The sequence below is a fragment of the Eubacterium sp. BL-380-WT-2B genome (assembly GCF_009696115.1).
GTDB classification, from domain to species: Bacteria; Bacillota; Clostridia; order Eubacteriales; family Eubacteriaceae; genus Eubacterium; species Eubacterium callanderi.
On the sequence record NZ_VUMP01000001.1, the window covers coordinates 307634 to 330826 of the forward strand.

20 protein-coding genes are annotated in these 23193 nt (G+C 48.3%); 14 read left to right on the forward strand and 6 right to left on the reverse strand.

Translation table 11 applies throughout. From position 1 onward, the window contains the following. The first annotated feature begins 60 nt into the window (after positions 1 to 60). The 7 genes from rpoC to FYJ53_RS21595 all read left to right on the forward strand — a co-directional run bounded on the left by rpoC (position 61) and on the right by FYJ53_RS21595 (position 8991). Complete coding sequence (gene rpoC, locus FYJ53_RS01370; protein WP_013382426.1) at positions 61 to 3813, forward strand: DNA-directed RNA polymerase subunit beta'; 3753 nt, start codon at positions 61 to 63, stop codon at positions 3811 to 3813. A gap of 138 nt (positions 3814 to 3951) precedes the next feature. Beyond that, positions 3952 to 4191 carry a ribosomal L7Ae/L30e/S12e/Gadd45 family protein gene (locus FYJ53_RS01375; protein WP_013382425.1) on the forward strand — a complete coding sequence of 80 codons (240 nt, stop codon included), beginning with the start codon at positions 3952 to 3954 and terminating at the stop codon, positions 4189 to 4191. Between the two features lie 132 nt (positions 4192 to 4323). Continuing rightward, positions 4324 to 4698: a 30S ribosomal protein S12 gene (gene rpsL, locus FYJ53_RS01380; RefSeq protein ID WP_013382423.1), complete on the forward strand. Its 375-nt coding sequence runs from the start codon at positions 4324 to 4326 to the stop codon at positions 4696 to 4698. Positions 4699 to 4809: 111 nt separating this feature from the next. Then, positions 4810 to 5280 (forward strand): 30S ribosomal protein S7, encoded by a 471-nt coding sequence (gene rpsG / locus FYJ53_RS01385; RefSeq protein ID WP_013382422.1) that lies wholly within the window; start codon positions 4810 to 4812, stop codon positions 5278 to 5280. Between the two features lie 74 nt (positions 5281 to 5354). Further along, positions 5355 to 7430, forward strand: a complete 2076-nt coding sequence (fusA, locus tag FYJ53_RS01390) for an elongation factor G (protein ID WP_013382421.1) — start codon at positions 5355 to 5357, stop codon at positions 7428 to 7430. 165 nt (positions 7431 to 7595) lie between these two features. Next, on the forward strand, positions 7596 to 8789 hold the full coding sequence (gene tuf, locus FYJ53_RS01395; RefSeq protein ID WP_013382292.1) for an elongation factor Tu: 1194 nt from the start codon (positions 7596 to 7598) through the stop codon (positions 8787 to 8789). A gap of 73 nt (positions 8790 to 8862) precedes the next feature. After that, complete coding sequence (locus FYJ53_RS21595) at positions 8863 to 8991, forward strand: hypothetical protein (protein ID WP_013382291.1); 129 nt, start codon at positions 8863 to 8865, stop codon at positions 8989 to 8991. Between the two features lie 235 nt (positions 8992 to 9226). On the opposite strand, the gene FYJ53_RS01400 is transcribed toward FYJ53_RS21595, so the two are convergent. The 5 genes from FYJ53_RS01400 to FYJ53_RS01420 all read right to left on the reverse strand — a co-directional run bounded on the left by FYJ53_RS01400 (position 9227) and on the right by FYJ53_RS01420 (position 14999). Continuing rightward, positions 9227 to 11092, reverse strand: coding sequence for a glycerophosphodiester phosphodiesterase family protein (locus FYJ53_RS01400; protein WP_180493486.1), 1866 nt, complete (start codon positions 11090 to 11092; stop codon positions 9227 to 9229). 13 nt (positions 11093 to 11105) lie between these two features. Continuing rightward, positions 11106 to 11810 carry a GntR family transcriptional regulator gene (locus FYJ53_RS01405; protein ID WP_013382418.1) on the reverse strand — a complete coding sequence of 235 codons (705 nt, stop codon included), beginning with the start codon at positions 11808 to 11810 and terminating at the stop codon, positions 11106 to 11108. Positions 11811 to 11813: 3 nt separating this feature from the next. Next, the gene (locus FYJ53_RS01410; protein WP_013382417.1) at positions 11814 to 12455 is read right to left on the reverse strand and encodes a B12-binding domain-containing protein; all 642 of its coding nucleotides are present in this window, start codon (positions 12453 to 12455) and stop codon (positions 11814 to 11816) included. A 246-nt stretch (positions 12456 to 12701) separates the two neighbouring features. Beyond that, positions 12702 to 13334 carry a B12-binding domain-containing protein gene (locus FYJ53_RS01415; protein ID WP_038352545.1) on the reverse strand — a complete coding sequence of 211 codons (633 nt, stop codon included), beginning with the start codon at positions 13332 to 13334 and terminating at the stop codon, positions 12702 to 12704. Between the two features lie 771 nt (positions 13335 to 14105). Then, complete coding sequence (locus FYJ53_RS01420; protein WP_013382411.1) at positions 14106 to 14999, reverse strand: fumarylacetoacetate hydrolase family protein; 894 nt, start codon at positions 14997 to 14999, stop codon at positions 14106 to 14108. Between the two features lie 286 nt (positions 15000 to 15285). Between FYJ53_RS01420 and pyrB the strand changes: the two genes are divergently transcribed. The 6 genes from pyrB (at position 15286) to FYJ53_RS01450 (ending at position 20412) form a co-directional block, all read left to right on the forward strand. Then, positions 15286 to 16212 (forward strand): aspartate carbamoyltransferase, encoded by a 927-nt coding sequence (gene pyrB / locus FYJ53_RS01425; protein WP_013382409.1) that lies wholly within the window; start codon positions 15286 to 15288, stop codon positions 16210 to 16212. Continuing rightward, positions 16205 to 16636 (forward strand): aspartate carbamoyltransferase regulatory subunit, encoded by a 432-nt coding sequence (locus tag FYJ53_RS01430; protein WP_013382408.1) that lies wholly within the window; start codon positions 16205 to 16207, stop codon positions 16634 to 16636. Before pyrB ends, FYJ53_RS01430 begins: the two co-directional genes overlap by 8 nt. 165 nt (positions 16637 to 16801) lie before the next feature. Further along, positions 16802 to 17974, forward strand: a complete 1173-nt coding sequence (locus FYJ53_RS01435) for a dihydroorotase (RefSeq protein ID WP_148429896.1) — start codon at positions 16802 to 16804, stop codon at positions 17972 to 17974. After that, positions 17952 to 18818 (forward strand): orotidine-5'-phosphate decarboxylase, encoded by an 867-nt coding sequence (gene pyrF, locus FYJ53_RS01440; protein WP_073383541.1) that lies wholly within the window; start codon positions 17952 to 17954, stop codon positions 18816 to 18818. Before FYJ53_RS01435 ends, pyrF begins: the two co-directional genes overlap by 23 nt. After that, the gene (locus tag FYJ53_RS01445; protein ID WP_013382404.1) at positions 18809 to 19507 is read left to right on the forward strand and encodes a dihydroorotate dehydrogenase electron transfer subunit; all 699 of its coding nucleotides are present in this window, start codon (positions 18809 to 18811) and stop codon (positions 19505 to 19507) included. Before pyrF ends, FYJ53_RS01445 begins: the two co-directional genes overlap by 10 nt. Further along, complete coding sequence (locus FYJ53_RS01450) at positions 19504 to 20412, forward strand: dihydroorotate dehydrogenase (RefSeq protein WP_148429894.1); 909 nt, start codon at positions 19504 to 19506, stop codon at positions 20410 to 20412. The genes FYJ53_RS01445 and FYJ53_RS01450 overlap by 4 nt, the downstream gene beginning before the upstream one ends. Before the next feature lie 185 nt (positions 20413 to 20597). Here FYJ53_RS01450 and FYJ53_RS01455 read toward each other — a convergent pair whose 3' ends face one another. Continuing rightward, on the reverse strand, positions 20598 to 21020 hold the full coding sequence (locus tag FYJ53_RS01455) for an Hsp20/alpha crystallin family protein (RefSeq protein ID WP_013382402.1): 423 nt from the start codon (positions 21018 to 21020) through the stop codon (positions 20598 to 20600). A 321-nt stretch (positions 21021 to 21341) separates the two neighbouring features. Here FYJ53_RS01455 and FYJ53_RS01460 point away from each other — a divergent pair, with 321 nt between their 5' ends. Next, positions 21342 to 23192, forward strand: coding sequence for a diguanylate cyclase domain-containing protein (locus FYJ53_RS01460; RefSeq protein ID WP_148429892.1), 1851 nt, complete (start codon positions 21342 to 21344; stop codon positions 23190 to 23192). Position 23193 lies beyond the last annotated feature (1 nt).

Consider the following 23193-nt stretch of genomic DNA (forward strand, 5'->3'; position numbering starts at 1 on the left):
TGTTGAATTGAAAATTGACAAGTTTTATTATCCATTTATATACGAAGGGAGCAAAACCAATTGTTAAATGAAGAATTTACCTTTAAGTCGTTGCAAATTGGATTAGCATCACCTGAAAAAATCAGAGAGTGGTCTCGGGGTGAGGTTAAAAAACCCGAAACCATTAATTACAGAACCCTGAAACCGGAAAAAGAAGGTCTTTTCTGTGAAAAAATCTTCGGACCAACCAAAGACTGGGAGTGTAACTGTGGTAAATACAAGCGTATTCGCCATAAGGGCATCGTCTGTGAAAACTGTGGTGTTGAAGTAACAAAAGCAAAAGTAAGAAGAGAACGGATGGGGCACATCGAGCTTGCCTCACCCGTATCACATATCTGGTATTTCAAAGGGATTCCGAGCCGTATGGGCCTGATCCTTGAAATGTCACCCCGCAATCTTGAAAAAATCATTTATTTTGCCTCTTATGTGGTAACGGACCCAGGCGAAACCCCGCTTCAATACAAGCAGGTGCTGTCCGAAACCGAATATAAGGAAGCAAGAGCCAACTATGGCAAAGATTTTACTGCCGGCATCGGCGCGGAAGCTATCCAGGAGCTCCTGAAGATGGTGGACCTGGATCAGGAAGCCGCTGTGCTTAAGGAAGAGCTCAAAGACAGCTCCGGCCAGAAGAAGATCCGTGTGGCCAGACGTCTGGAAGCCATTGAGGCTTTCAGAAATTCTCATAATAAGCCAGAATGGATGATTATGGAAGCCATTCCGGTTATTCCGCCGGAACTGCGCCCGATGGTACAACTGGACGGGGGCCGTTTTGCGACCTCTGACCTGAACGACCTGTACCGCCGTGTGATCAACCGTAACAACCGTCTGATCAAGCTGCTGGAGTTGGATGCGCCGGACATCATTGTCCAGAATGAAAAGCGTATGCTTCAGGAAGCGGTTGATGCCTTGATTGACAATGGCCGACGCGGCCGTGCGGTCACCGGCCCTGGAAACCGTCCGTTTAAATCTCTGAGTGATATGCTCAAGGGGAAACAGGGGCGTTTCCGTCAGAACCTTCTCGGTAAACGTGTCGACTACTCCGGCCGTTCCGTTATCGTTGTTGGTCCTGAGCTTAAAATGTACCAGTGCGGTCTGCCGAAGGAAATGGCCATCGAGCTGTTCAAGCCCTTCGTTATGCGCGAGCTGGTCGCGAGACAGCTGTCTCAGAACATCAAGAGCGCCAAGAAGATGGTCGAAAAACTCGATCCGATTATCTGGGACGTTTTAGAAGATGTCATTCACGAACATCCGGTGCTCTTGAACCGTGCACCTACACTCCATCGACTGGGGATTCAGGCCTTTGAGCCCATCCTGGTCGAAGGCCGTGCCATCAAGCTTCACCCGCTGGCCTGTACGGCGTACAATGCCGACTTTGACGGTGACCAGATGGCCGTCCATGTTCCGCTGTCTGTAGAGGCTCAGGCAGAAGCCCGCTTCTTAATGATGGCCTGCAACAACATCCTGAAACCTCAGGATGGTACACCAGTTGTCGTTCCTTCACAGGATATGATCCTCGGCTCCTACTATATGACGCTTTACAAAGAAGACGCCAAAGGAACCGGTTCGATTTTCTGTGATATGAACGAGCTGGAAATGGCATATTTTAACCACGATGTTGAGCTTCACGCCAAGGTTAAGGTCCGCACCACCAAAGAAATAGGCGGTGAAACCTACACAAGGCTGGTGGAAAGCACCGTTGGCCGTTTCATCTTCAACCAGATCCTGCCGCAGGACATGGGCTTTGTGAAACGTGAAACCATTGACGATCACTTTAAACTGGAAGTGGATATGCAGGTTGACAAAAAAGTATTGACCAAAATTGTTGACCGCTGCTTCAAGGCCCACGGCCCAACCATCACTTCCGAAACCCTTGACGAAATCAAACGTCTGGGCTATAAATACTCCACCCAGGCCGCCATCACCGTTGGTGTTGCCGACATGCAGGTACCGGGGAACAAGGAAGAAATTCTTGCCCGTGCCGATGAAAAGATCGCTAAGAACCTCAAGCTGTTCCGCCGTGGTCTCATTTCAGAAGAGGAACGTTACCAGAACGTTGTCGATATCTGGAACAACGCTACCGATGAAGTAACCGACGCGCTGTTAAGCCATCTGGACCGACTGAACCCAATCAACATGATGGCCGATTCCGGTGCCCGTGGTTCCAAGAACCAGATTCGTCAGTTGGCGGGTATGCGTGGTCTTATGACCAACCCGACCGGCCGTGTTATCGAGCTGCCGATCCGCTCAAACTTCCGTGAAGGTCTGAACGTACTCGAGTTCTTCTCCTCTACCCATGGTGCCCGTAAAGGTCTTGCCGATACGGCCCTGAGAACAGCGGACTCCGGTTACCTGACCCGTCGTCTTGTCGACGTCAGCCAGGACGTTATCGTCCGTGAGGAAGACTGCGGAACCACCCGCGGTTATGAGGTAACAGCCATCAATGAACACGGTGAGGTCATTGAAGATCTGGCCGAACGTATTGAAGGCCGCTACGCCTTCGAGGATGTTGTGCATCCTGAAACCGGCGAAATTATGGCCCATAAGGACGAAGTCATCACCAGCGACCAGGCAGAAGCCATTCAGGAAGCCGGTGTTGAAAAAGTTGTTATCCGCGCCGTATTCAACTGTAATTCCAAATACGGTGTCTGTAAAAAATGCTACGGTGTCGATATGACCAGCTGGAAACCTGTCGAAATCGGTGAAGCGGTCGGTATCATTGCCGCCCAGTCCATCGGTGAACCGGGTACCCAGTTAACCATGCGTACCTTCCATACCGGCGGGGTTGCATCCGCGGACGACATTACCCAGGGTCTCCCCCGTGTCGAAGAGCTTTTTGAAGCCCGTAAGCCAAAGGGGCAGGCTATTATTTCAGAAATAGCCGGCCGTGTTGAAATTCTGGAAGGCAAGAAAACCGAAGCGGTTGTCACCGCGCCAGACGGTGAATCCAGAATTTACCTGATTCCTTACGGCTCACGCTTAAAGGTACATACCGGCGATAAAATCGAAGCTGGCCAGGAAATCACTGAAGGTTCCATCAACCCGAACGATATCCTGCGCATCAAGGGCATCGACGCTGTACAGCAGTATCTGCTTTCCGAAGTGCAGAAGGTATACCGTCTGCAGGGGGTACACATCAGCGATAAGCATATCGAGCTGATCATCCGACAGATGCTGCGTAAGGTTAAGATTGAAAATGCCGGAGACACCGACCTGATCACCGGGGCCTTAACTGATATTTTTGAAATGGAAGAAAAGAACAACGAAGCTCTGGATATGGGGCTGGAACCGGCACAGGCCAGCAGAGAGCTCCTTGGGATCACCAAGGCATCTCTGGCAACGGATTCCTTCCTGTCAGCTGCTTCTTTCCAGGAAACCACCCGAGTGCTCACCGACGCTGCCATCAAGGGCAAGGTCGACCCGCTCATCGGTCTCAAGGAAAATGTCATCATCGGTCAGCTGGTACCTGCCGGAACCGGCGTTAAGGCTTACAGCCGCGTCGAGCTCGACTATGACCGCGAGGATGAGGATGATGAGGAAGAAGAACTGATCGATGATATGATCAAAGACGATATCACCAATGTGAAGGAGCTTTCTGATGACATGGATATTGTCATGGATGATGATAACATCTTAGCCAAAGCTGTTCAGGAAGAACGCGAAAACCTTGAAAAGGACGATGAACTGGCCAAGGCCTTTGATATGTTCGACATGGATTTCTTAGACAACAGCAGCAGTGAAGCCAGCGATATGATTATCGGAGATCTTGACGACTAAAACCCACAAACCCCGCTATTTGGCGGGGTTTTCTTTCAAGATAAAGGAAGTTTTAATTACCGCTTGACAAGCTGGCAAAAAGAGTGTATATTAGAAAGGTATGTTTAGCAAAGTCTTATAAACTGCTGGAGGTATAAATTGGAAAGTTTTGGTGAGACCCCAAAGGTCATCGGGACAAAGCAGACTCTGAAAGCTGTGAAAGAAGGAAAAGCAACCGTGGTTGTTTTAGCTGAAGATACCGAAGATTCTATTAAGGAAAAAATTGTCACCGCGTGTCAGGAAGCATCTGTTCCCATTGAGCCCTATGAAAGCAAGATCGCGCTCGGTCAGGACAGCGGCATTGAACGGGGAGCGGCAGTGATCGCACTGCTGAAATAGTATTAAAGCGCAGGCGCCTGATGGGCGCTTATTTGACGCTTGCATTTGGTTGAAATTTCGAATGATTTAACAGAAAGGCTGTTTTCATTTGGATTTTTGATATAAAATTTTAAGAAGGAGGTGCAGGACTGAATGCCTACCATTAATCAGCTTGTTAAACAAGGAAGAAAAAGTGCGGAAATCAAAACAAAGACTCCGGCACTGAAAGCAAACCCCCAAAAAAGAGGTGTTTGTACTGCAGTTAGAACATCTACACCAAAGAAACCAAACTCGGCTCTGAGAAAAATTGCCAGAGTTAAACTGGTAAACGGTATGGAAGTAACTGCTTATATCCCAGGTATCGGCCATAACTTACAGGAACATAGTATTGTTCTGGTAAAAGGCGGCCGTGTTAAGGACTTACCAGGGGTTCGTTACAAGATCATCCGTGGTGCATTAGATACCGCTGGCGTAGAAAATCGTAAACAAGCTCGATCCAAATACGGGGCTAAAAAGCCTAAGAAGTAAGAGTAGTGCATCGTACTGCAAATCTGATAATAGATCTAGATTGTATGTATAAGCACAACGACTTTGGATGTCGAGTACCGATGAACATCAATTGTTAAGGAGGGAAGCAAAGTGCCTAGAAAAGGACCAGTTCCAAAAAGAGAAGTATTGCCTGATCCGATTTATGGTAGCGTTGTTGTTACCAAATTGGTAAACAACGTTATGTTAGACGGAAAAAAAGGCGTTGCCCAGAGAATCGTATATGACGCATTCTCAAAGGTAAATGAAAAAACCGGTAAGGATGCCTTAGAAGCATTCGAAGAAGCATTAGCAAACATCACACCTGTGTTAGAAGTAAAAGCAAGAAGAGTCGGTGGTGCCACTTATCAGGTTCCAATCGAAATTCGTGCAGACCGTAAACAGGCTCTGGCTTTAAGATGGTTAGTTACTTACGCACGCAAACGTTCTGAAAAAACCATGAAGGACCGCTTAGCCGGTGAAATCATGGATGCTCTGAACAACAGTGGTGCAGCCGTTAAGAAAAAAGAAGATACACACGCTATGGCAGAAGCCAACAAAGCTTTTGCACATTATCGTTGGTAGCATAAAATCCTTATTGGATTTTATGCGATATGTTTACTGTTTAGTATTCAAATTAAAATTGCGAGGAAAAATCTGTGCCAAGAGAATATAGTTTAGAGAACACAAGAAATATCGGTATTATGGCGCATATTGACGCAGGAAAAACCACTACTACTGAAAGAATCCTTTACTATTCTGGTAAAATCCATAAAATCGGCGAAACCCATGATGGTGGCGCGCAGATGGACTGGATGGAACAGGAACAGGAAAGAGGTATCACCATTACCTCTGCTGCTACAACTTGTCATTGGAAAGGCAACCGTATCAACATTATCGATACTCCTGGCCACGTTGACTTTACCGTTGAAGTAGAACGTTCTTTAAGAGTTCTTGACGGTTCTGTAGCGGTATTCTGTGCCAAGGGCGGTGTTGAACCTCAGTCCGAAACCGTCTGGCGTCAGGCTGACCAGTACCATGTACCGAGAATGGCTTACATTAATAAAATGGACATCACCGGTGCGGACTTCTACCATGCGGTAGATATGATCCGTGACCGTCTGGGCGCAAACCCAGTATGTATCCAGCTGCCAATCGGTAAGGAAAGTGATTTTATTGGTATCATTGACCTGCTTACCATGAAGGCTGAAATCTACAAGGATGATTTAGGTGAAGAAATTGAAATCACCGATATTCCTGACGATATGAAAGAAGAAGCTGAAAGCTACCGCGATAAGATGCTTGAGGCCCTTTCTGAAGTAGATGAAAACCTGATGGAAAAATACCTGGAAGGTGAAGAAATCACCGTCGAGGAAATCAAGGCAGCCATCCGTAAGGGAACCTGTAACGTAGAATTGATCGCAGTAACCTGCGGATCTTCCTATAAAAACAAGGGTGTTCAGATGATGCTGGATGCTGTTGTTGACTATATGCCGTCACCGCTTGACGTACCTGCTATCAAGGGTACAAATCCGGAAACGGACGAAGAAGACGAAAGAAAACCAAGCGACGAGGAACCATTCTCCGCTTTAGCTTTCAAGATTATGACAGACCCATACGTTGGTAAACTGGCATTTATGCGTGTTTACTCTGGTACTGCAGAAGCAGGCTCCTATGTTCGTAATACCACAAAAGGTAAGAGAGAACGTTTTGGCCGTATCCTGCAGATGCATGCGAACCACCGTGAAGAAATCTCCAAGGTTTATACCGGTGATATCGTAGCTGCCGTTGGTCTGAAAGATACCACTACCGGGGACACCCTGTCTGATCCGGATCACCCGATCATTCTGGAATCCATGGTATTCCCTGAACCGGTTATCGATGTTGCCATCGAGCCTAAGACAAAAGCCGGCCAGGAAAAAATGAGTGTTGCGCTCCAGAAACTGGCAGAAGAAGACCCGACCTTCCGTACACATACCGATGAAGAAACCGGCCAGACCATTATCTCTGGTATGGGTGAGCTTCACCTGGATATCATCATCGACCGTATGCTGCGTGAATTTAAGGTAGAAGCCAACATCGGACAGCCTCAGGTAGCTTACAGAGAAAAGATCACCAAAACCGTCGACGCAGAAGGCAAATTCGCTCGTCAGTCCGGTGGTCGTGGTCAGTATGGTCACTGTCTTATCACACTGGAACCGCTGGAACCAGGCGAAGGTTATATTTTTGAAAATAAAACCGTTGGTGGTTCGATTCCGAAAGAATACATCGGACCAATCGACCAGGGTATCCAGGAAGCAATGCAGAATGGTGTCTTAGCCGGCTACCCGGTTATCGACTTTAAAGTAACTGTCTATGACGGTTCTTACCATGAAGTTGACTCCTCCGAAATGGCCTTCAAGGTTGCTGGTTCTATGGCTTTCAAAAATGGTATGCGCAAAGCGGATCCGGTTATCATGGAACCAATGTTCAAGCTGGAAGTTGTTATTCCGGAAGAATATATGGGCGATGTCATGGGGGACATTAACTCCAGACGTGGCCGTGTAGAAGGTATGGAAGCCCGCAACGGCGCTCAGGTTATCAATGGTATGGTGCCGCTGGCAGAAATGTTCGGCTATGCAACATCCCTGAGAAGTAAAACCCAGGGCCGCGGCGTTTACACCATGCAGTTCTCACACTACGAACCCGTACCAAAGAGCGTTTCAGAAAAAATTATCGAAGGACGCACTAAATAAAGCTGGGTCCGGTTTTTGAAGAAAACCGGCAGGACGCAGTTCTATGAGCCGCTAGGCGAATGCGCCCGATAACGAAACATCTGTGAACCTTATAAAAACTAACGGTCTGCCGGATCGTTACGGCAGACCCCATTAAATATTTAAAATAATAATAGGAGAAATAAAATGGCTAAGGAAAAATTTGAAAGATCCAAACCACATGTTAACATTGGTACCATCGGTCACGTTGACCACGGTAAAACAACATTAACCGCTGCAATCACCACCGTATTAAACAAACGCTTCGGAACCGGTGAAGCTGTAGCTTTCGACAACATCGATAAAGCACCAGAAGAAAGAGAACGTGGCATCACCATCTCAACCGCCCACGTTGAATATGAAACCGACGCCCGCCACTACGCGCACGTCGACTGCCCAGGCCATGCCGACTACGTTAAAAACATGATCACCGGCGCAGCCCAGATGGATGGCGCGATCTTAGTTGTATCCGCAGCCGACGGCCCAATGCCGCAGACCCGTGAACACATCCTGTTAAGCCGTCAGGTAGGCGTACCATACATCATCGTCTTCTTAAACAAAGCCGACATGGTAGATGATGAAGAATTATTAGAACTGGTTGAAATGGAAGTTCGTGAACTGTTAGACGAATACGAATTCCCAGGAGATGACACACCAATCGTTATCGGATCCGCCTTAAAAGCATTAGAAGATCCAGACGGCGAATGGGGCGACAAGATCGTCGAGCTGATGAAAGAAGTTGACGCGTACATCCCAGAACCAGAACGCGACACCGACAAACCATTCTTAATGCCAGTGGAAGACGTATTCTCCATCACCGGCCGTGGTACCGTTGCAACCGGTAGAGTTGAACGTGGTATCGTACACGTAGGGGATGAAGTAGAAATCGTTGGTATCCACGAAATCAAGAAAACCGTTGTAACCGGGATTGAAATGTTCCGTAAGCTGTTAGATGAAGGCCGTTCAGGCGACAACATCGGCGCGTTACTGCGTGGGATCGACCGTACCATGATCGAACGTGGACAGGTACTGGCAAAACCAGGCTCCATCCACCCACACACCCACTTCACCGCCCAGGTATACGTCCTGACCAAAGAAGAAGGCGGCCGTCATACCCCATTCTTCGATGGCTACAGACCACAGTTCTACTTCAGAACAACCGACGTAACCGGTAATATCAAACTGCCAGAAGGCGTAGAAATGGTTATGCCAGGGGACAACGTTGAAATGGAAATCACATTGATCACCCCAATCGCGATCGAAGAAGGTTTACGTTTCGCGATCCGTGAAGGCGGACGTACCGTTGGCTCCGGAGCCGTTGCGAAGATTATCACAGATTAATTTTAGATTAGAATAGAATTTAGAGGATCAGGCTTTTTGCGAGCCTGATCCTTTTTTAATGGAGAATTGAGAATTGAGAATTATTGGAGCAAACGGCAGCCTTTGGCTGCGTTTGATGGAAGGCGATGGTAGCACGGCGGCTGGCTCTGGTTTGTGTCCGCAACTGGAAGAGGCCTCCCGAAATCCCGAAAACGCTGTTTGAAAACAGTTTTCGGGATTTCGGGAGGCCTTTTGTAGAATAAAATTAAAATTTCAGCTGCTGAAAAACAGATAAAATGGCCGACGTCAAAAAAATAAAAAGCAACGGGCTCCGATACCCATTGCCTTTTATATAAATTAGGAATGAAAAGAAAAAGGGGAGATGTTTATCTCTCAAGTACTATTCTAATCGTTCAACCTTTAGAATATCTTTAATTCTCTATAGCTTAATAAAAAATTTACATACCGAATACAATTTGTTCGAGCGTCTTTCTGAAAATATCCTGGCTGTTAATGCCGTTTTCTTTTACCATCTCCTTAGCCAGAGGCACATCGTCAGTGATGATATTATCCACATTGAGGTCAATCATATCATCAATGAGCTCCTCATTGTCCACTGTCCAGACGAAAATATCCTTGTTTTGCCGGTGAACAGCATCGACAAGCCTTTTGTTGACAAAGGTGGCTTCAATGCTGAAAGCATCTACCGGAAGGGTATCAATGTCACCGTAGGCAATGGCGCTGATGTAGGCCGTGCGGACGCTGGGGTCAATTTGCTTCACCCGCTCAATAGTGGGGTAATCCAGTGAAGCGAGAATACACTCATCTTTAAAATTTTGTTTTTGGATCACATCGACAGCCTTTTCCACAAATTCGTGATCGTGGGAGGTGGGCTTAAGCTCAATGTTCATCTTTACTTTGCCCCGGCAGGTCTCAATGGCTTCGTCTAAGGTCATGAGGCGCTCGCCGCTGAACTCGGGGGAGAACCAGCTTCCGATGTCAATGTTTTTAAGATCATCGTAATTGCTGTTCCAGATGTCAAGATTTTGTCCGGAAATCCGCTTGATGTTATTGTCGTGGGAAACCACCAGAACGCCGTCTTTGGTTTCCGCAATGTCAATCTCCACATAGTCGGCGTTGTTGGCAATGGCGGCTTCCAGCGCCGCCCGGGTATTTTCCGGAGCCTCGGTGGAATTGCCGCGGTGCCCGGTGACCTGGGGACCGCTCAGCAGGATATTGGCAGTGTCAACATCAAAGGCCAGTATGATCTGTGCGCTTTTAACACCGATGGAAATGACCAGCAGAATACAGGCAGCAATGACTAGATGCTTTTTCTTAGGCGCGAGGGACATGTTGTTGTTGACCAGCGGTATATCCTCCTGCACGGCGCTGTCGGCCCGGGAGTAAGCGTCATAAAGCTTTGAGATAAAAGCAAAATTTAAGGGGGGCACAACTGCGTCCAGAATGCTTGAGCCCAAAAGAAAAATGATGGAAACCACACTGATCAAAAGCGTAAGCCAGAAAGAAGGATCGTCCATGCCCTGGATATGCTCAATGATCAGAGAGGCGGGGATAACGCAGACCACTAAAAATACCAGTGCTGCAATCAGGCTGATGGCCAAAAGAAACAGATTCCAGAGCAAGAACCGCCACAGGGTGTGGAAAAAACGTCCTTTAATCCGTTTTGCGCTTTGACGCCGGGTGTCTTTAAAGGAGGAGTCCTTTAGAACAAATATGTTGAAAACAAAGAGCCATCGGATGACCAGGATGGCCAGAGAGACAACCAGGGCCAGAAAAATAACCGATAAAAGGGCAGAGTCTGCGATATAGTCCGAGATGAATCCTGGAATGGTGAGTTCTCCAATAAAATTGGAGGTGACCATTATATTCATAAACGGGATAATGAGGATCAGAAAAAGAATCATCAGGAAATTTTTAGGTTTAAAAATCGCCAGAGCCCGTTTAAAGCCGCTCCGCATTAAAGGGATGATCTGAACCTTCCGTCCGGCAAGGCTTTCGTGAAAGCAGACAGCCAGTGTTGTAAACTCGATGAGGGTATAAAAGGCCAGAATGAGCAGCAGCACAAAGCCCACAATCCAAAGCAGCGGATGTCTGAGCAGCTCACTGATATTGGAGCCTGTAATATAGAAAAGTCCTGCGGCCGAGAGTGAATGCTTTAGAATAAACCCAGTCGCAGGAAAGATAATCGTACTTCCGCAGAAAGAATATAAGATTTCGAAAATGACCAGGGGCCAGAAATTAAAGCGAAATAGTCCAAAGGTCTCTCTTGAGAAGCGTTTATATTGAGTTTTTTGTTTTTTCATAAAACCGCTCCCATCAATCGAAGGAAGCAACTGCTTCAAGGCCAGCATCTTCACCCGCCAGGTACATCATACCCCAGCCGATGGGCTTGTCCTTTTCGTCCAGCAGCTTTTCCTCAACAACCAGCAGGGGCATCCCCACAGGGATCTCAAGATTTCTGGCGGTTTCATCCTCTGCGATGGCGGCCCGGATTTTAAGCTTCTTGGTCATGGCAAAAATCGAGTTTTTCTTTGCTACCATTTCCGGGAAGGTCGCGTAGCGGATTTCCTTTTCGACGATTGGAATCCCACGGTAGTATGGAATGTATTTAATGTCGTAGGCCGTTGGAAAGCCGTCCTTTAAAAAGATGCGTTTTACCACAATGACATGCTTGGTCTCAGGAATTTCCAGATTAAAGCCGACCTCGTAGCTGGGCTTGACAACGTTCACCTCAATGAGGCGGACTTCATCGCCACGCTCATTGCCTGGCGCCATCTCGTTGTAGTGGAGGATATACTGGTCCAGATCCGGTTCGCAGACATAATTGCCCTTGCCGGGAATCGAATAGATGTAACCCTCATTGACGAGTACGGCCAGACCCTTGCGTACTGTCATCCGGCTGACGTTAAATTCCTCGCAGAGAAGGTTCTCTGACTGGATGGCGTCCCCGGGCTCAAGCTCCTGGCTGGTTATTTTATTTTTTATCGCTTCGACAATTTTAATATATTCAGGTGCACCCATGACTTACTTTTTCTCCTGTATCCATTGTTTGCATATTTCCACCGCTTTGGTTACGTCTTTTGTGCCATAATCTGCGCCTACACTGAGATGCGTTACGCCGTCATCCACACATGCGCCGCCGATCATCACACGTATCTGATCCCTCATGCCGAGATCATCAAGTCCGTCGGTGATTTTTTTCATTTCGATGGTTGTTTCCTGCTGCATTCCGCTGAGGCCGATAATATCAGGCTTGTGCTCCTGTACCTTTTCCAGAATAGTGGAGGAGGGAACATCAATGCCGATGTCGATGACTTCAAAGCCTGCTGTGGTTGCAAAGGAGGCAAAAATATTTTTGCCGATGTCGTGGCAGTCTCCATAAACAGAGGCGACGACAATTTTGCCCGTTCTGGGCACTGCCGGCATGGCGTACAGTGCTTTCAGCTCATCGAGATCCATGACCTCCTGAAAGATAATGCCGGCAAAAATAAGGTCTGCAATGAAATAGTCACATTTCTCATAGTGGTCGCCGACCCGTTCCATGCCGATGCGCAGCCAGTCCAAAATCTGAAGCGGGGTAAAACCCTTGCGCACAGCGATTTTTACCAGCTCCAGTGTCCGCTGCTCATACAACCCTTCTACTGATCTTACAATACTCTCTTTCATGATTCTTTACCTAACTTGTGTTCACACAAAGAATTATTCAAAAATTATACCATAAAAAGATTGTTTGTGAAAAAATTATCTTAATAAACTTAAAAAAATTCAAACAATCTGAAATCGTTTTGTCTTTATTATACCATACTTATACTAACCTGTATATACAAATCTAGACATAAGACAAAAAAAGACATCAAAAAAGACACCATTATTGGTGTCTTTTTATATTTGATCTTACTTTACGGATTTGTCTCAGCCAACCCATGCCTGGCAGATCTTAACGCCTTCAGCTGCATTTGTTGTGAAGTCGTCAGCGCCAACATATTCGCAGGCTTCTTTAGTAACAGGGTTACCACCGATGATTAATTTAGAGTCAACGCCAGCTGCTTTCAGAGCGTCTGAAGTTTCTTTCATAGAATCGATCGCCAGGGTTAAAACGCCGCTGATACCGATGATGTCTGGTTTGATTTCTTTAGCTTTTTCAACGAATGTGTCGATCGCTACGTCAATACCTAAGTCAGTAACCTGGAAGCCAGCTGCTTCAGCCATGCTTCTGAAGATGTTTTTACCGATGTCATGTAAATCGCCATGAGCGGTACCAATTAAGATGGTGCCAGCAACTGCTGTGTCGCCGCTGCCTAATACTGGTTTTAATACGTTGATTGCTTCGGTTAATAATTCGCCTGCGAAAATTAAGTCCCCAACAAAATATTCGCCTTCTTCGAATAAATCACCAACAACAGCCATACCAGCCTGACAAGCTGCAACTGCTTCTTCAGCTTCTGCTTCGGTAGGATTTGTAGCTACGAAATCATTTAAGATTTCCATTACATCGTCTTCTTCTAAGTCTCCAACTGCCTGTGTTAAATTTTTCCAATCTGCCATTTTAAAATACCATCCCTTCATTTTTTGAATAAATAATTTTTCAGTAAGCACATGTGTGTACATGTGTTGTTTGTGATTATATAATACTCTCTTTTGAATCCGTTGTCAAGAAAACGCTTTCGATTTTTTGCTCAAAAATGGCAAAAAACAAAAATTTATCTGTTTCGAAGTATGTGCAGGAGGAATTACACTAATTTACATGAAAAAAAAAGCGGTTTCCTTAAGAAAATACCTCCCGAAATCCCGAAAACCTCTTTAAACAAATCGGAAAAAAGGAGTTTTCGGGAGGTGTATGGAGGAGGAAAAGATGTTTAGCGGGGGACCGGGGACCGTCAAAGAATTTTTCTGTGGGAGGCCGCAAATCGCGGTACTCTTATTTCGCAGCTTCGATGGCTCTTTGAAAAATCAACAGTCATTGATAGGTAATGAGACCATAGGCGCAGCTCAATAAAGTACCGCGCTCTGCGGCGCGAGTGGATGAAAAATTCTTTGACTCCGCAGTGTTTTGTGATGATGGTGCCTTATTGGTTTTCGAGCCGTCTGGATGCTTTTAAAAACGCTGAACTGCAAGCATTCAATTTTTTGAGGAGACGGGAGATTTTCTTCCCCCATGCCGTGAGCAGGGTACTTTACCGAACGGCGCCTGCGGTCTCATTGAGAAAAAAATTAGTACATTTTACGCAGAGCCGCCGAAGCCGAGAGGTAAGAGTACCCTGATTGCGGCATATTGCTGAAAATCTCCCGTCGGGTTTGGCTGCAAGCCCGTTCCATCTACTGTATATGGTTCCGGAGGATGCCGATCTTTTCGATTTCGGCTTCGACAACGTCGCCGTGTTTTAAGAAGGCGGGCGGGTCCTGGGCAAGGCCGACGCCAGCAGGTGTTCCGGTGAGGATGATGTCGCCGGGGTACAGGGTAACGCCCTGGGACAGGTCGCTTATGATGGTGGGGATGTCAAAGATCATGTGGCCAGTGGTGGATTCCTGGCGGGTCTCACCGTTGACACGGCAGCGGATGCCGAGATTCAGGGGAAGGGGCAGGGCGCTTTTGTGGACAATGGCTGGCCCAAGGGGGCAGAAGGTGTCCAGGGATTTGCCCTTATACCACTGAGAATGCTTTTTCTGGAGGTCTCTGGCGGTGATGTCATTGGCGACCGTATAGCCAAAAATATAGTCTTCAGCGTCCGATTTGGCGATATCTGAGCCTTCCTTACCAATGATGACGGCCAGCTCGGCTTCGTAGTCGATCTGTTTGGTAGCATTGGCATGGGACAGGATCACCGAATCGGGGCCAGTAACCGATGAGGAAAGCTTTGAGAAGTAAATGGGGCTTTCCGGAGCCGCGCCGAGGCCGGGAATATTTTTAATCTCCTGGACATGCTCGGTGTAGTTTTTGCCAAGGCAGAAAATATTGCGCTCAGGCTTGGGAATGGGGGCCAGCAGCTTGACAGAGTTCAGGTTAATGCCCATATTGGGATTATCGGCCATGGCTTTTTCGATCGAAGCGATCAGAGCGTCATCGGCCAGGCGGATAAAGTCCGTCATCTGTTCAGGCAGCTTGATGCCAAGCACCTTGCCGATGGTAGTAACGGGCACTACGCGTTTGAAATCCGCGGTGAGAATCCCCGCTTCGCTGAAAGAAGCGTATTGATAGGTGACAAAATACATTTGAATTACCTCCGTTCATTTCATTTGCTTAATCTTACCATAATTTCTTAGTAAAGGCCAATATTTTGAACCTTTAAGATATTGACATTTTTGAGGTTATACTTTATCATTAATTTAATTAAACTCTTAACAAAAGGGCAGAGGAAACCCCTGTTAAAGATGACCACGACCTTAGAGTATTATAGTGCATAAATATTGCGTGAAACGCCCTTTTAACAGTTTGAAAAGGTGTTTTTTTTTGCAAAAATGCACGTCGTGGACGAATTTTAAGCCAAGGAGGCAAGAGATGCTAAAAGGAAGACATTTAATAGAACCCGGTGACTTTACCATAGAAGAATTAGAATCCATTTTTGGGCTGGCTGATAATATTATTGCAAATCAGGATGATTATATTGACGTTTGCAAGGGAAAATTATTAGCCAGCCTTTTTTACGAACCATCCACCCGTACACGGTTCAGCTTTGAGTCGGCCATGCTGCGCTTAGGCGGCAAGGTCATTGGATTTGACAACCCTGCCAACTCGTCAGTATCCAAGGGCGAAAGCATTGCCGATACCATCCGTACAGTCGGCTGCTACGCCGATATCGCGGTGATCCGCCACCCGAGAGAAGGGACTGCCAAGCTGGTATCCAAGGCCGCCTGCGATATGCCCATCATCAACGCCGGTGACGGCGGCCATGAGCACCCCACTCAGACCCTGACAGACCTGCTGACCATCCGCCATGAACGCGGCAGCTGCGACGGCCATGTGGTGGGCCTCTGCGGGGACCTGCTTTTCGGACGGACCATCCACTCACTGGTCAAAACCCTGAACCGCTACAAGGGCAATAAATTTGTGTTCATCTCGCCAAAGGAACTGAAAATGCCGGAATTTTTCCTGAGCATGCTGGAACCCGGCTCCTACATTGAAACAGACAGCCTGGACGACGTCATCGGCGATCTGGATATTCTGTATATGTCCCGCGTGCAGCGCGAGCGCTTTGTCAGCGAGGAAGAATACCTGCGCTTGAAGGACTACTACATTTTAGATAAAAAGAAAATGAAAAAAGCCAAGGAAGACATGATCGTCATGCACCCGCTGCCGCGTGTCAATGAGATTGCCGTGGAAGTGGACGATGATCCGAGAGCGGTTTATTTCAAACAGGCAAAATATGGCATGTATGTGCGCATGGCCCTGATTTCAAAATTACTGGGGGTAGACATCAATGATTAATGTATCAAAACTGAAAAAAGGAATTATTATTGACCATATCGAATCCGGCCACGGCTTTGAAATTTACAAGGAGCTGCACCTCAACGAAATCGACGATGTTGTCGTGCTGATGAAAAATGTCCCCAGCAAAAAAATGGGGCAGAAAGACCTGATCAAAATCGAAACCGACCTGGAGCTCGATATGAACGTTCTGGGGCTTATCGATCCCAATGTCACCATTAATTTTGTAAACAACGGCGAGCTTGTGAGCAAGGTGCAGCTGACCCTGCCAACCCGGGTAACCGGCATCATGAAATGCAAAAACCCGCGTTGCATCAGCCAGTACGAAGACGTGGGCGATATTGACTTTTACCTGGTAGACGCAGAAAAGAAATTATACCGCTGCGAATACTGCGATTCTTATACGACGTTTATTGAGAAGTGAAGCTGAGTCCAAATTCTGAAAGAATTTGGCAGGACGCAGTTCTATGAGCCGTCAGGCGAATGCGTCCGGTAACGAAGCAAATGCAAATGATGAGGAAATCATCCTGAAAGGATAAAAAGATTTCCGAAGAATTTGTGATCCTTAAATAAAGGGGAAGGAACGACCATGAAAACTTTAATCACAAATGTTGAAATCATCGACGCCACTGGCCGAAGGCCGGGGAAGGTGCTGATCGATGATGATGGTAAGATCAAAAAGGTTTATAAGGAAAAGGGACAGGTGAAGGCAGCGCACGACCGGGAAATCGACGGCCAGGGCAAGGTGCTGATGCCGGGTTTTATCGACATGCACTGTCATCTGCGCGATCCCGGGCTCACCTATAAGGAAGACATGGAAACAGGCATGAAGGCAGCTCTGAAAGGCGGCTTCACCACGCTGGTAGCCATGGCCAACACCAAGCCGGTCATGGACAACGCAGAAGCCCTGAAAGCCAATATGGACAAAGCAGAAGCCCTGGGCCTCTGCGACCTGGTACAGGTCTGTGCACTGACAAAGGATTTCAGCGACGCTGACCTGGTGGATTTTGAGAGCACCCGGGAATACACCAATGTCTACTCCAACGATGGGCACAATGTGGACAATGAAGAGACCATGAAAAAGGGGCTGGCGGCCTCCACCGAGTACAATTTTATTCTGGCCACCCACTGTGAGCCGGAAACCGAGACTGTGGAGCGGGACATCGCCCTTCTGCGTGAAACGCCAGGACACCTGCATGTGTGCCATATCAGCAAAAAGGATACCCTGGACGCCATCAAGGCCGCCAAAGCAGAAGGTCTGGACATTACCTGTGAGGTCACCCCGCACCATCTGTACGCCTCTGCCATGGAATATAAGGTACACCCGCCGTTCAGAAGCTATCCGGACCGCCGGGCTCTGATCGAGGGCGCCAGGGACGGCAGCATTGATATCTGCGGCACCGACCACGCCCCGCACAGCGACGAGGACAAGCTGAAAGGCGCGCCGGGGATCAATAATTTTGAGACCGCCTTTGCCATGTACTACACTGTTTTTGAGGGAGCGGGTATTTCTGTGGAACGCCTGAGTCGGATGCTGAGCGAGGCGCCGGCTGAGCGCATGGGGATAAAGGCCGGCCTGGTCAAGGAACGCTACGCCGGAGACCTGGTTTTAGTGGATCTGGACGCTGAGGAACGGGTAGACCCCAGGACCTTTATCTCAAAAAGCCACAACACCCCCTTTGGCAGGGAACTGCTCAAGGGCAAGGTGCTCATGACATTTAAAGGAGGAGAGATCGCATATGATAATGGATCGCTTGTATAACGAAGCATTAAAAAGCCCCGTCTGTGTGGGCCTGGATACAAAAATTGACTTTCTGCCCCAGTACCTGAAGGATAAGGACTGGTCAGCCGGTGAAAAAATAACAGCGTTTAACAAAAAGATTGTAGACGCCACCGCCGATATTGCGGCCTGTTACAAAATGCAGATCGCCTGCTACGAGGCCCTGGGCCTGGACGGTATGAAGGCTTACTCAGAAACCGTCAGATATGTACGGAAAAGCGGTAAAATTGCCATCGGAGACGCGAAAAGAGGCGACATTACCTCCACAGCTGCCCAGTATGCCAAAGGCCATTTTGAGGGCGATTTCGAGGTGGATATCCTGACCGTCAACGCCTACATGGGCGAGGACGCCGTATCACCTTACTTCCCTTACATCGAAAACAATGAAAAGGGCCTTTTTGTCCTGCTTCACACCTCCAACCCATCATCGCGGGATTTTCAGGAGCTGAAGCTGGAAAAAGACGGCCAGAAGCTGTACGAGGCAGTCGGGGACAAGATCACCGAGTGGGGAAAACCTTATATCGGGGAGAGCGGCTACTCTGCAGTGGGCGCTGTGGTCGGACTGACCTTCCCAGAAGAATTTGAAGCGCTGCAGGACCAGTGTCCCTCCACCTTTTTCCTGGTGCCGGGCTACGGCGCACAGGGCGGTACCGGTAAGGATATTGCCAACATCTTCAAAAAGTCCCGCTGCGCGGTCATCAATTCCTCCAGAGGGCTGATCACTGCCCATCAGAAGGCAGAGACCCCCTGTGAGACCGAGGGCTTTGAAGCCCTGATCCGTGAAAAAACACTGGCCATGAAGGAGGACATTTTAAAGTGGCTTTAATTTTAGATAACCAGTTTGTGGCCGAGGGCATTTACAAAATGGACGTGGCCTACGACGGTGAAGTGGGCGTCGGCCAGTTTTTCATGCTGAGAGCCTGGGATAAGGACCCGCTGCTGTCACGGCCCATCTCCGTCCATAATTACGAAAACGGTGTGCTCACCTTCCTGTATCAGATTGTAGGCAAGGGCACCCAGCTTTTGTCAAAACTGGAAAAGGACGACACTGTGGAATTACAGGGCCCGTACGGCAAGGGCTTCCCGGATGTGGACGCTGACCTGGTGGTGGTGGGCGGCGGCATTGGTGTCGCGCCCCTATACTATGTGTGCCGCGACTTCAAGAAAAAACACCCGGACCGCAGCCTGCGTGTTTACCTGGGCTACCGCGACACTGCCTACTGTGTGGAGGAATTTGACGCAGTGGCCGATGAAGTGGTCGTGGATATCGGCGGCATCATCACCCACCGGGTAGAAGCCCGTTCCGGCGAGGTATTCTTTACCTGTGGCCCGGAAATCATGATGAAGAGCCTGTGTGACATTGTCCCGGCCGAAAACCCGGTTTACGTGTCGCTGGAGGCGCATATGGCCTGCGGCATCGGCGCCTGTCTGGGCTGCACCTGCGAGACCAGTGAAGGCAATAAGAAGGTCTGTAAGGACGGGCCAGTGTTTACCAGAGAGGTGGCAGCCCTATGAGTAAAGCGTTAGAAACGAAATTTAACGATATTGTTTTTAAAAACCCGGTTCTCACCGCGTCTGGCACCTTTGGCTTCGGCCGGGAGTTTGAGGAATACTATGATCTGGCAGAGCTGGGCGGCCTGTGCACCAAGGGCCTGACCCTGGAGCCGCGTCCGGGAAATACCGGAATGCGCCTGTGGGAGACCCCAGCGGGCATGATCAACAGCATTGGCCTTGAGAACCCCGGCGTGGACGCTTTTATCGAAAATGAGTGGCCCCACCTCAAGGGGATCGACACCGTCACTGTGGTCAACGTGGGCGGAAAGGATGAAGCCTCCTACCTGGAAGCCATAGAGCGCATCAACGCCATCAACGCCCAGCTGGTTGAGCTGAACATTTCCTGTCCCAATGTCAAGGCAGGCGGTATGGCCTACGGCATCAAGGCAGAAATGGCGGCGGATATCACCCGCAAGGTAGTGGCTGTCTCCAAAGCGCCCGTCATGGTCAAACTGTCCCCGAATGTGGAAAACATCGCGGAGATCGCCCTGGCCTGTGAGGAATCCGGCGCCTGCGGTATCTCGCTCATCAACACCATTCAGGCCATGGCCGTTGATTACAAGAAGAAGAAGATCGTGTTTGACAACACCTACGCCGGGCTGTCCGGCCCGGCGGTCAAGCCCATCGCACTGCGCATGACCCATCAGGTCTGCAAGGCAGTGGACGTGCCGGTCATGGCCATGGGCGGCGTCAGCACCTGGGAAGACGCCCTTGAGTTTATCATGGTTGGCGCGGCCTGTGTGCAGGTGGGAACCATGAACTTCATTGACCCCAAGTCGCCGGTTAAAATCATCGAGGGCTTAGAAGCCTACTGCCAGGCCGAGAGCCTGGTAAACATTGATGAGGTGCGCGGTATTTTATTGTAAATTAAAACTGAAAACACCTCCCAAATATCCCGAAAACCCAGATCGAATGGGTTTTCAGGATTTCGGGAGGTGTTTTTTTAGATCAGAACACAAAAGCCGCGCTCAGGGGAGTGAGCGCGGCTTTGTGATTACGGGGGAGTAATAAAATGAATATCGGAATGATCCGATAAGGGATAATCTATGATTTATTCAATCGCAATGTATTTTTTCTGTTCTACTTGCTTGGTTTCGTTTTTCGGGAATTCCAGATGGAGAATACCATCCTTATAGCCGGCTTTGATGTCTTCTTCTTTTACGTTGTCGCCAACGTAGAAGCTTCTTGAGCACTGGCCAGTGTAGCGTTCCTGATGGACCAGGTTGCCTTTTTCATCCTTTTCTTCCTTCGACTCATCTCTGGAAGCGGTAATGGTCAGGTAGCCATTTTCAAGGTCCGCTTTGATATTTTCCTTGCCAAAGCCCGGCAGGTCCATATCCAGAATGTACTTGCCATCCTTTTCCTGAATATCTGTTTTCATGAGAGCAGGTGACTCTGCTTTTTTGAAAAACGGGTCATTAAACATATCATCAAACAAATTAAAACCGAAACGATCTCTAGGCATCAACAACATAAGGCATTCCTCCTTTGCATTTTAGTTTTCATGATTTATGAAGTGATAAACCTTTATAACCATTGAGTTCGGTTCCTTTTTCAAGGGACTTCGCTTAACTTTGTTTACGAGTATATTATAGGTCGGATTGTTAGCACTGTCAAGCGGTGAGTGCTAAAATTTTAGGAAGATTTAAGCTTACAGGCCTCCCGAAATACCAGAAATGACGGCGTAAAATTGGTTTGACAGAAAACCCTTCACAAAAAAATTGTATATTTGGTTGTATCAGTATATAATAAGGAGTAATACTAAAGTGAGAACAAAGAAGTCGGGGAGGGAAAAGTGAAAAAGCACACAATACAAATATGGAGTATGGGCCTGGCACTGTGTCTTGTTTTCTGCCTGACAACCTCTCGGGTACAGGCAGAAGAAAAGAAGATCATCCGGGTTGCATTTCCCGAACAGACTGGGTTTTCATCCACCGACTCTGCGGGAAACCATTCAGGCTATACTTACGAGTTTTTAGAAGAAATTGCAAAATATACAGGCTGGGAGTATGAGTTCATCACCGGAGACAGCAGCGATGAGAGCCTGTTAAAAATGATGGAGGACCTGAAAAACGGCCGGATTGACATTATGGGCGGTATGGTGTACACACCGCAGCTGGCCGAGGATTATGATTTTCCAGAGTATAATTGCGGCTACAGCTACTCCACCTTATCGGTGTTAAAAGACAATGAGGATGTCAACGCGACCAACTATTCGACCTTTAACAACATGAAAGTAGGGGCACGCAAAACCGCGACCCGAAGAATACAGGCCCTGAATGAATTTTGCCGCGCCAATGGGATTACCCTGAGTATCGTTGAGTACGACAGCGATGAGGCCATGCAGGCAGCTTTGAAGTCCGGCGGGGTGGACGCCCTGCTGGGGCCGGACGTCGCCATGGGCGACGATGAGCGCATTGTCGCGCGGTTTGACGGGCGGCCTTATTATTTCGCGGTCACTAAGGGCAATACTGAGGTGGTCAGCGGCATCAATACAGCCACAGCAGCCATCAATGAGCAAAACCCCAACTACGCCACCGAACTGTACATGAAATATTTTAACAAAAATAACCAGCAGGTTACCCTGGAGAGCTTTATCAAAGCCAACCCCACTGAGAGCATTGTGGCGGCCCTGGGCATCGGGCTTGTGCTGGCCGCGGTGGTCGGTATGACCATGTATATCCGTATGCAGCGCAACCAGCAGATGCTCTTAAACTATGAGCGCTACCGTATTCTGTCAGAGATGTCCAAGGAATTTATTTTTGAGTATGACTACCGTGAGGACAGCATAGTGGTATCCGAGCAGTTTGCCCATACCTTTGGCGGTAAATCACAGGTTGACCACTTTTTTTCCACAATCCTGAGCAAAAGGCTGGATATTGATGAGAGCGCCCGTTGTTTTGCGGGTCTGATAAAACGCCGTCCGCCGGAGGAGGCGCGCTATGAGGTGGAATACAAAACCACAGTGCCTTCCGGGAATGAGGAGTGGGTGCGCGCTACCAGCATGATCATTTTTGATAAGCATAACCAGCCCATGCGGGCCATTGGCAAAATCATCAATATCAACGCTGAGCAATGCGAAAAAGAAGCATTGATCAACCAGGCGCACCGGGACGCTCTCACCGGGCTGTATAACCGCACGACCTTTGAGGAGCTGGTGAACACTTATCTGCAGGAGCGTGGGGATGAGGAAGGCGCCATGATGGTTGTGGATCTGGACCACTTTAAAACTGTCAACGATACCCTGGGCCACCAGGGCGGCGATGAGGTGCTGGAGGATCTCGCCCGGGAAATGACCGCCTGCTTTGGCGAAGAGGCTGTTTTAGGCCGTTTGGGCGGCGATGAGTTTCTGGTCTTTGTGAAAGATGTCAAAGCCTGTAGAGACAAGCCTGTTCAGGCAGCCAGAGCCCTCTGCCGGGCCATGAACCGCTGCTATGAAAGAAACAGCGGCCAAATCGAGGTCTCTGTCAGTGTCGGGCTTGCCTATTCCTTCAGGAACAGTGCCTTTGAGATGCTTTACAGCATGGCCGATGAGGCGCTCTACTATATGAAGGATCACGGAAAAAACAATGTTAAGGTTTATGACGCGTCCATAGGGGATGCTTTGGGTAATAATGATAACAATACACGAAAAGGAGCGTTTTGAA

Coding starts and splice junctions, on each gene's coding strand:
- rpsL (WP_013382423.1), top strand. CDS start 4,324: ATGCCTACCATTAATCAGCTTGTTAAACAAGGAAGAAAAAGTGCGGAA.
- tuf (WP_013382292.1), top strand. CDS start 7,596: ATGGCTAAGGAAAAATTTGAAAGATCCAAACCACATGTTAACATTGGT.
- FYJ53_RS01400 (WP_180493486.1), bottom strand. CDS start 11,092: ATGAAAAAACAAAAAACTCAATATAAACGCTTCTCAAGAGAGACCTTT.
- FYJ53_RS01405 (WP_013382418.1), bottom strand. CDS start 11,810: ATGGGTGCACCTGAATATATTAAAATTGTCGAAGCGATAAAAAATAAA.
- FYJ53_RS01410 (WP_013382417.1), bottom strand. CDS start 12,455: ATGAAAGAGAGTATTGTAAGATCAGTAGAAGGGTTGTATGAGCAGCGG.
- FYJ53_RS01415 (WP_038352545.1), bottom strand. CDS start 13,334: ATGGCAGATTGGAAAAATTTAACACAGGCAGTTGGAGACTTAGAAGAA.
- FYJ53_RS01420 (WP_013382411.1), bottom strand. CDS start 14,999: ATGTATTTTGTCACCTATCAATACGCTTCTTTCAGCGAAGCGGGGATT.
- pyrB (WP_013382409.1), top strand. CDS start 15,286: ATGCTAAAAGGAAGACATTTAATAGAACCCGGTGACTTTACCATAGAA.
- FYJ53_RS01430 (WP_013382408.1), top strand. CDS start 16,205: ATGATTAATGTATCAAAACTGAAAAAAGGAATTATTATTGACCATATC.
- FYJ53_RS01435 (WP_148429896.1), top strand. CDS start 16,802: ATGAAAACTTTAATCACAAATGTTGAAATCATCGACGCCACTGGCCGA.
- pyrF (WP_073383541.1), top strand. CDS start 17,952: ATGATAATGGATCGCTTGTATAACGAAGCATTAAAAAGCCCCGTCTGT.
- FYJ53_RS01450 (WP_148429894.1), top strand. CDS start 19,504: ATGAGTAAAGCGTTAGAAACGAAATTTAACGATATTGTTTTTAAAAAC.
- FYJ53_RS01455 (WP_013382402.1), bottom strand. CDS start 21,020: ATGTTGTTGATGCCTAGAGATCGTTTCGGTTTTAATTTGTTTGATGAT.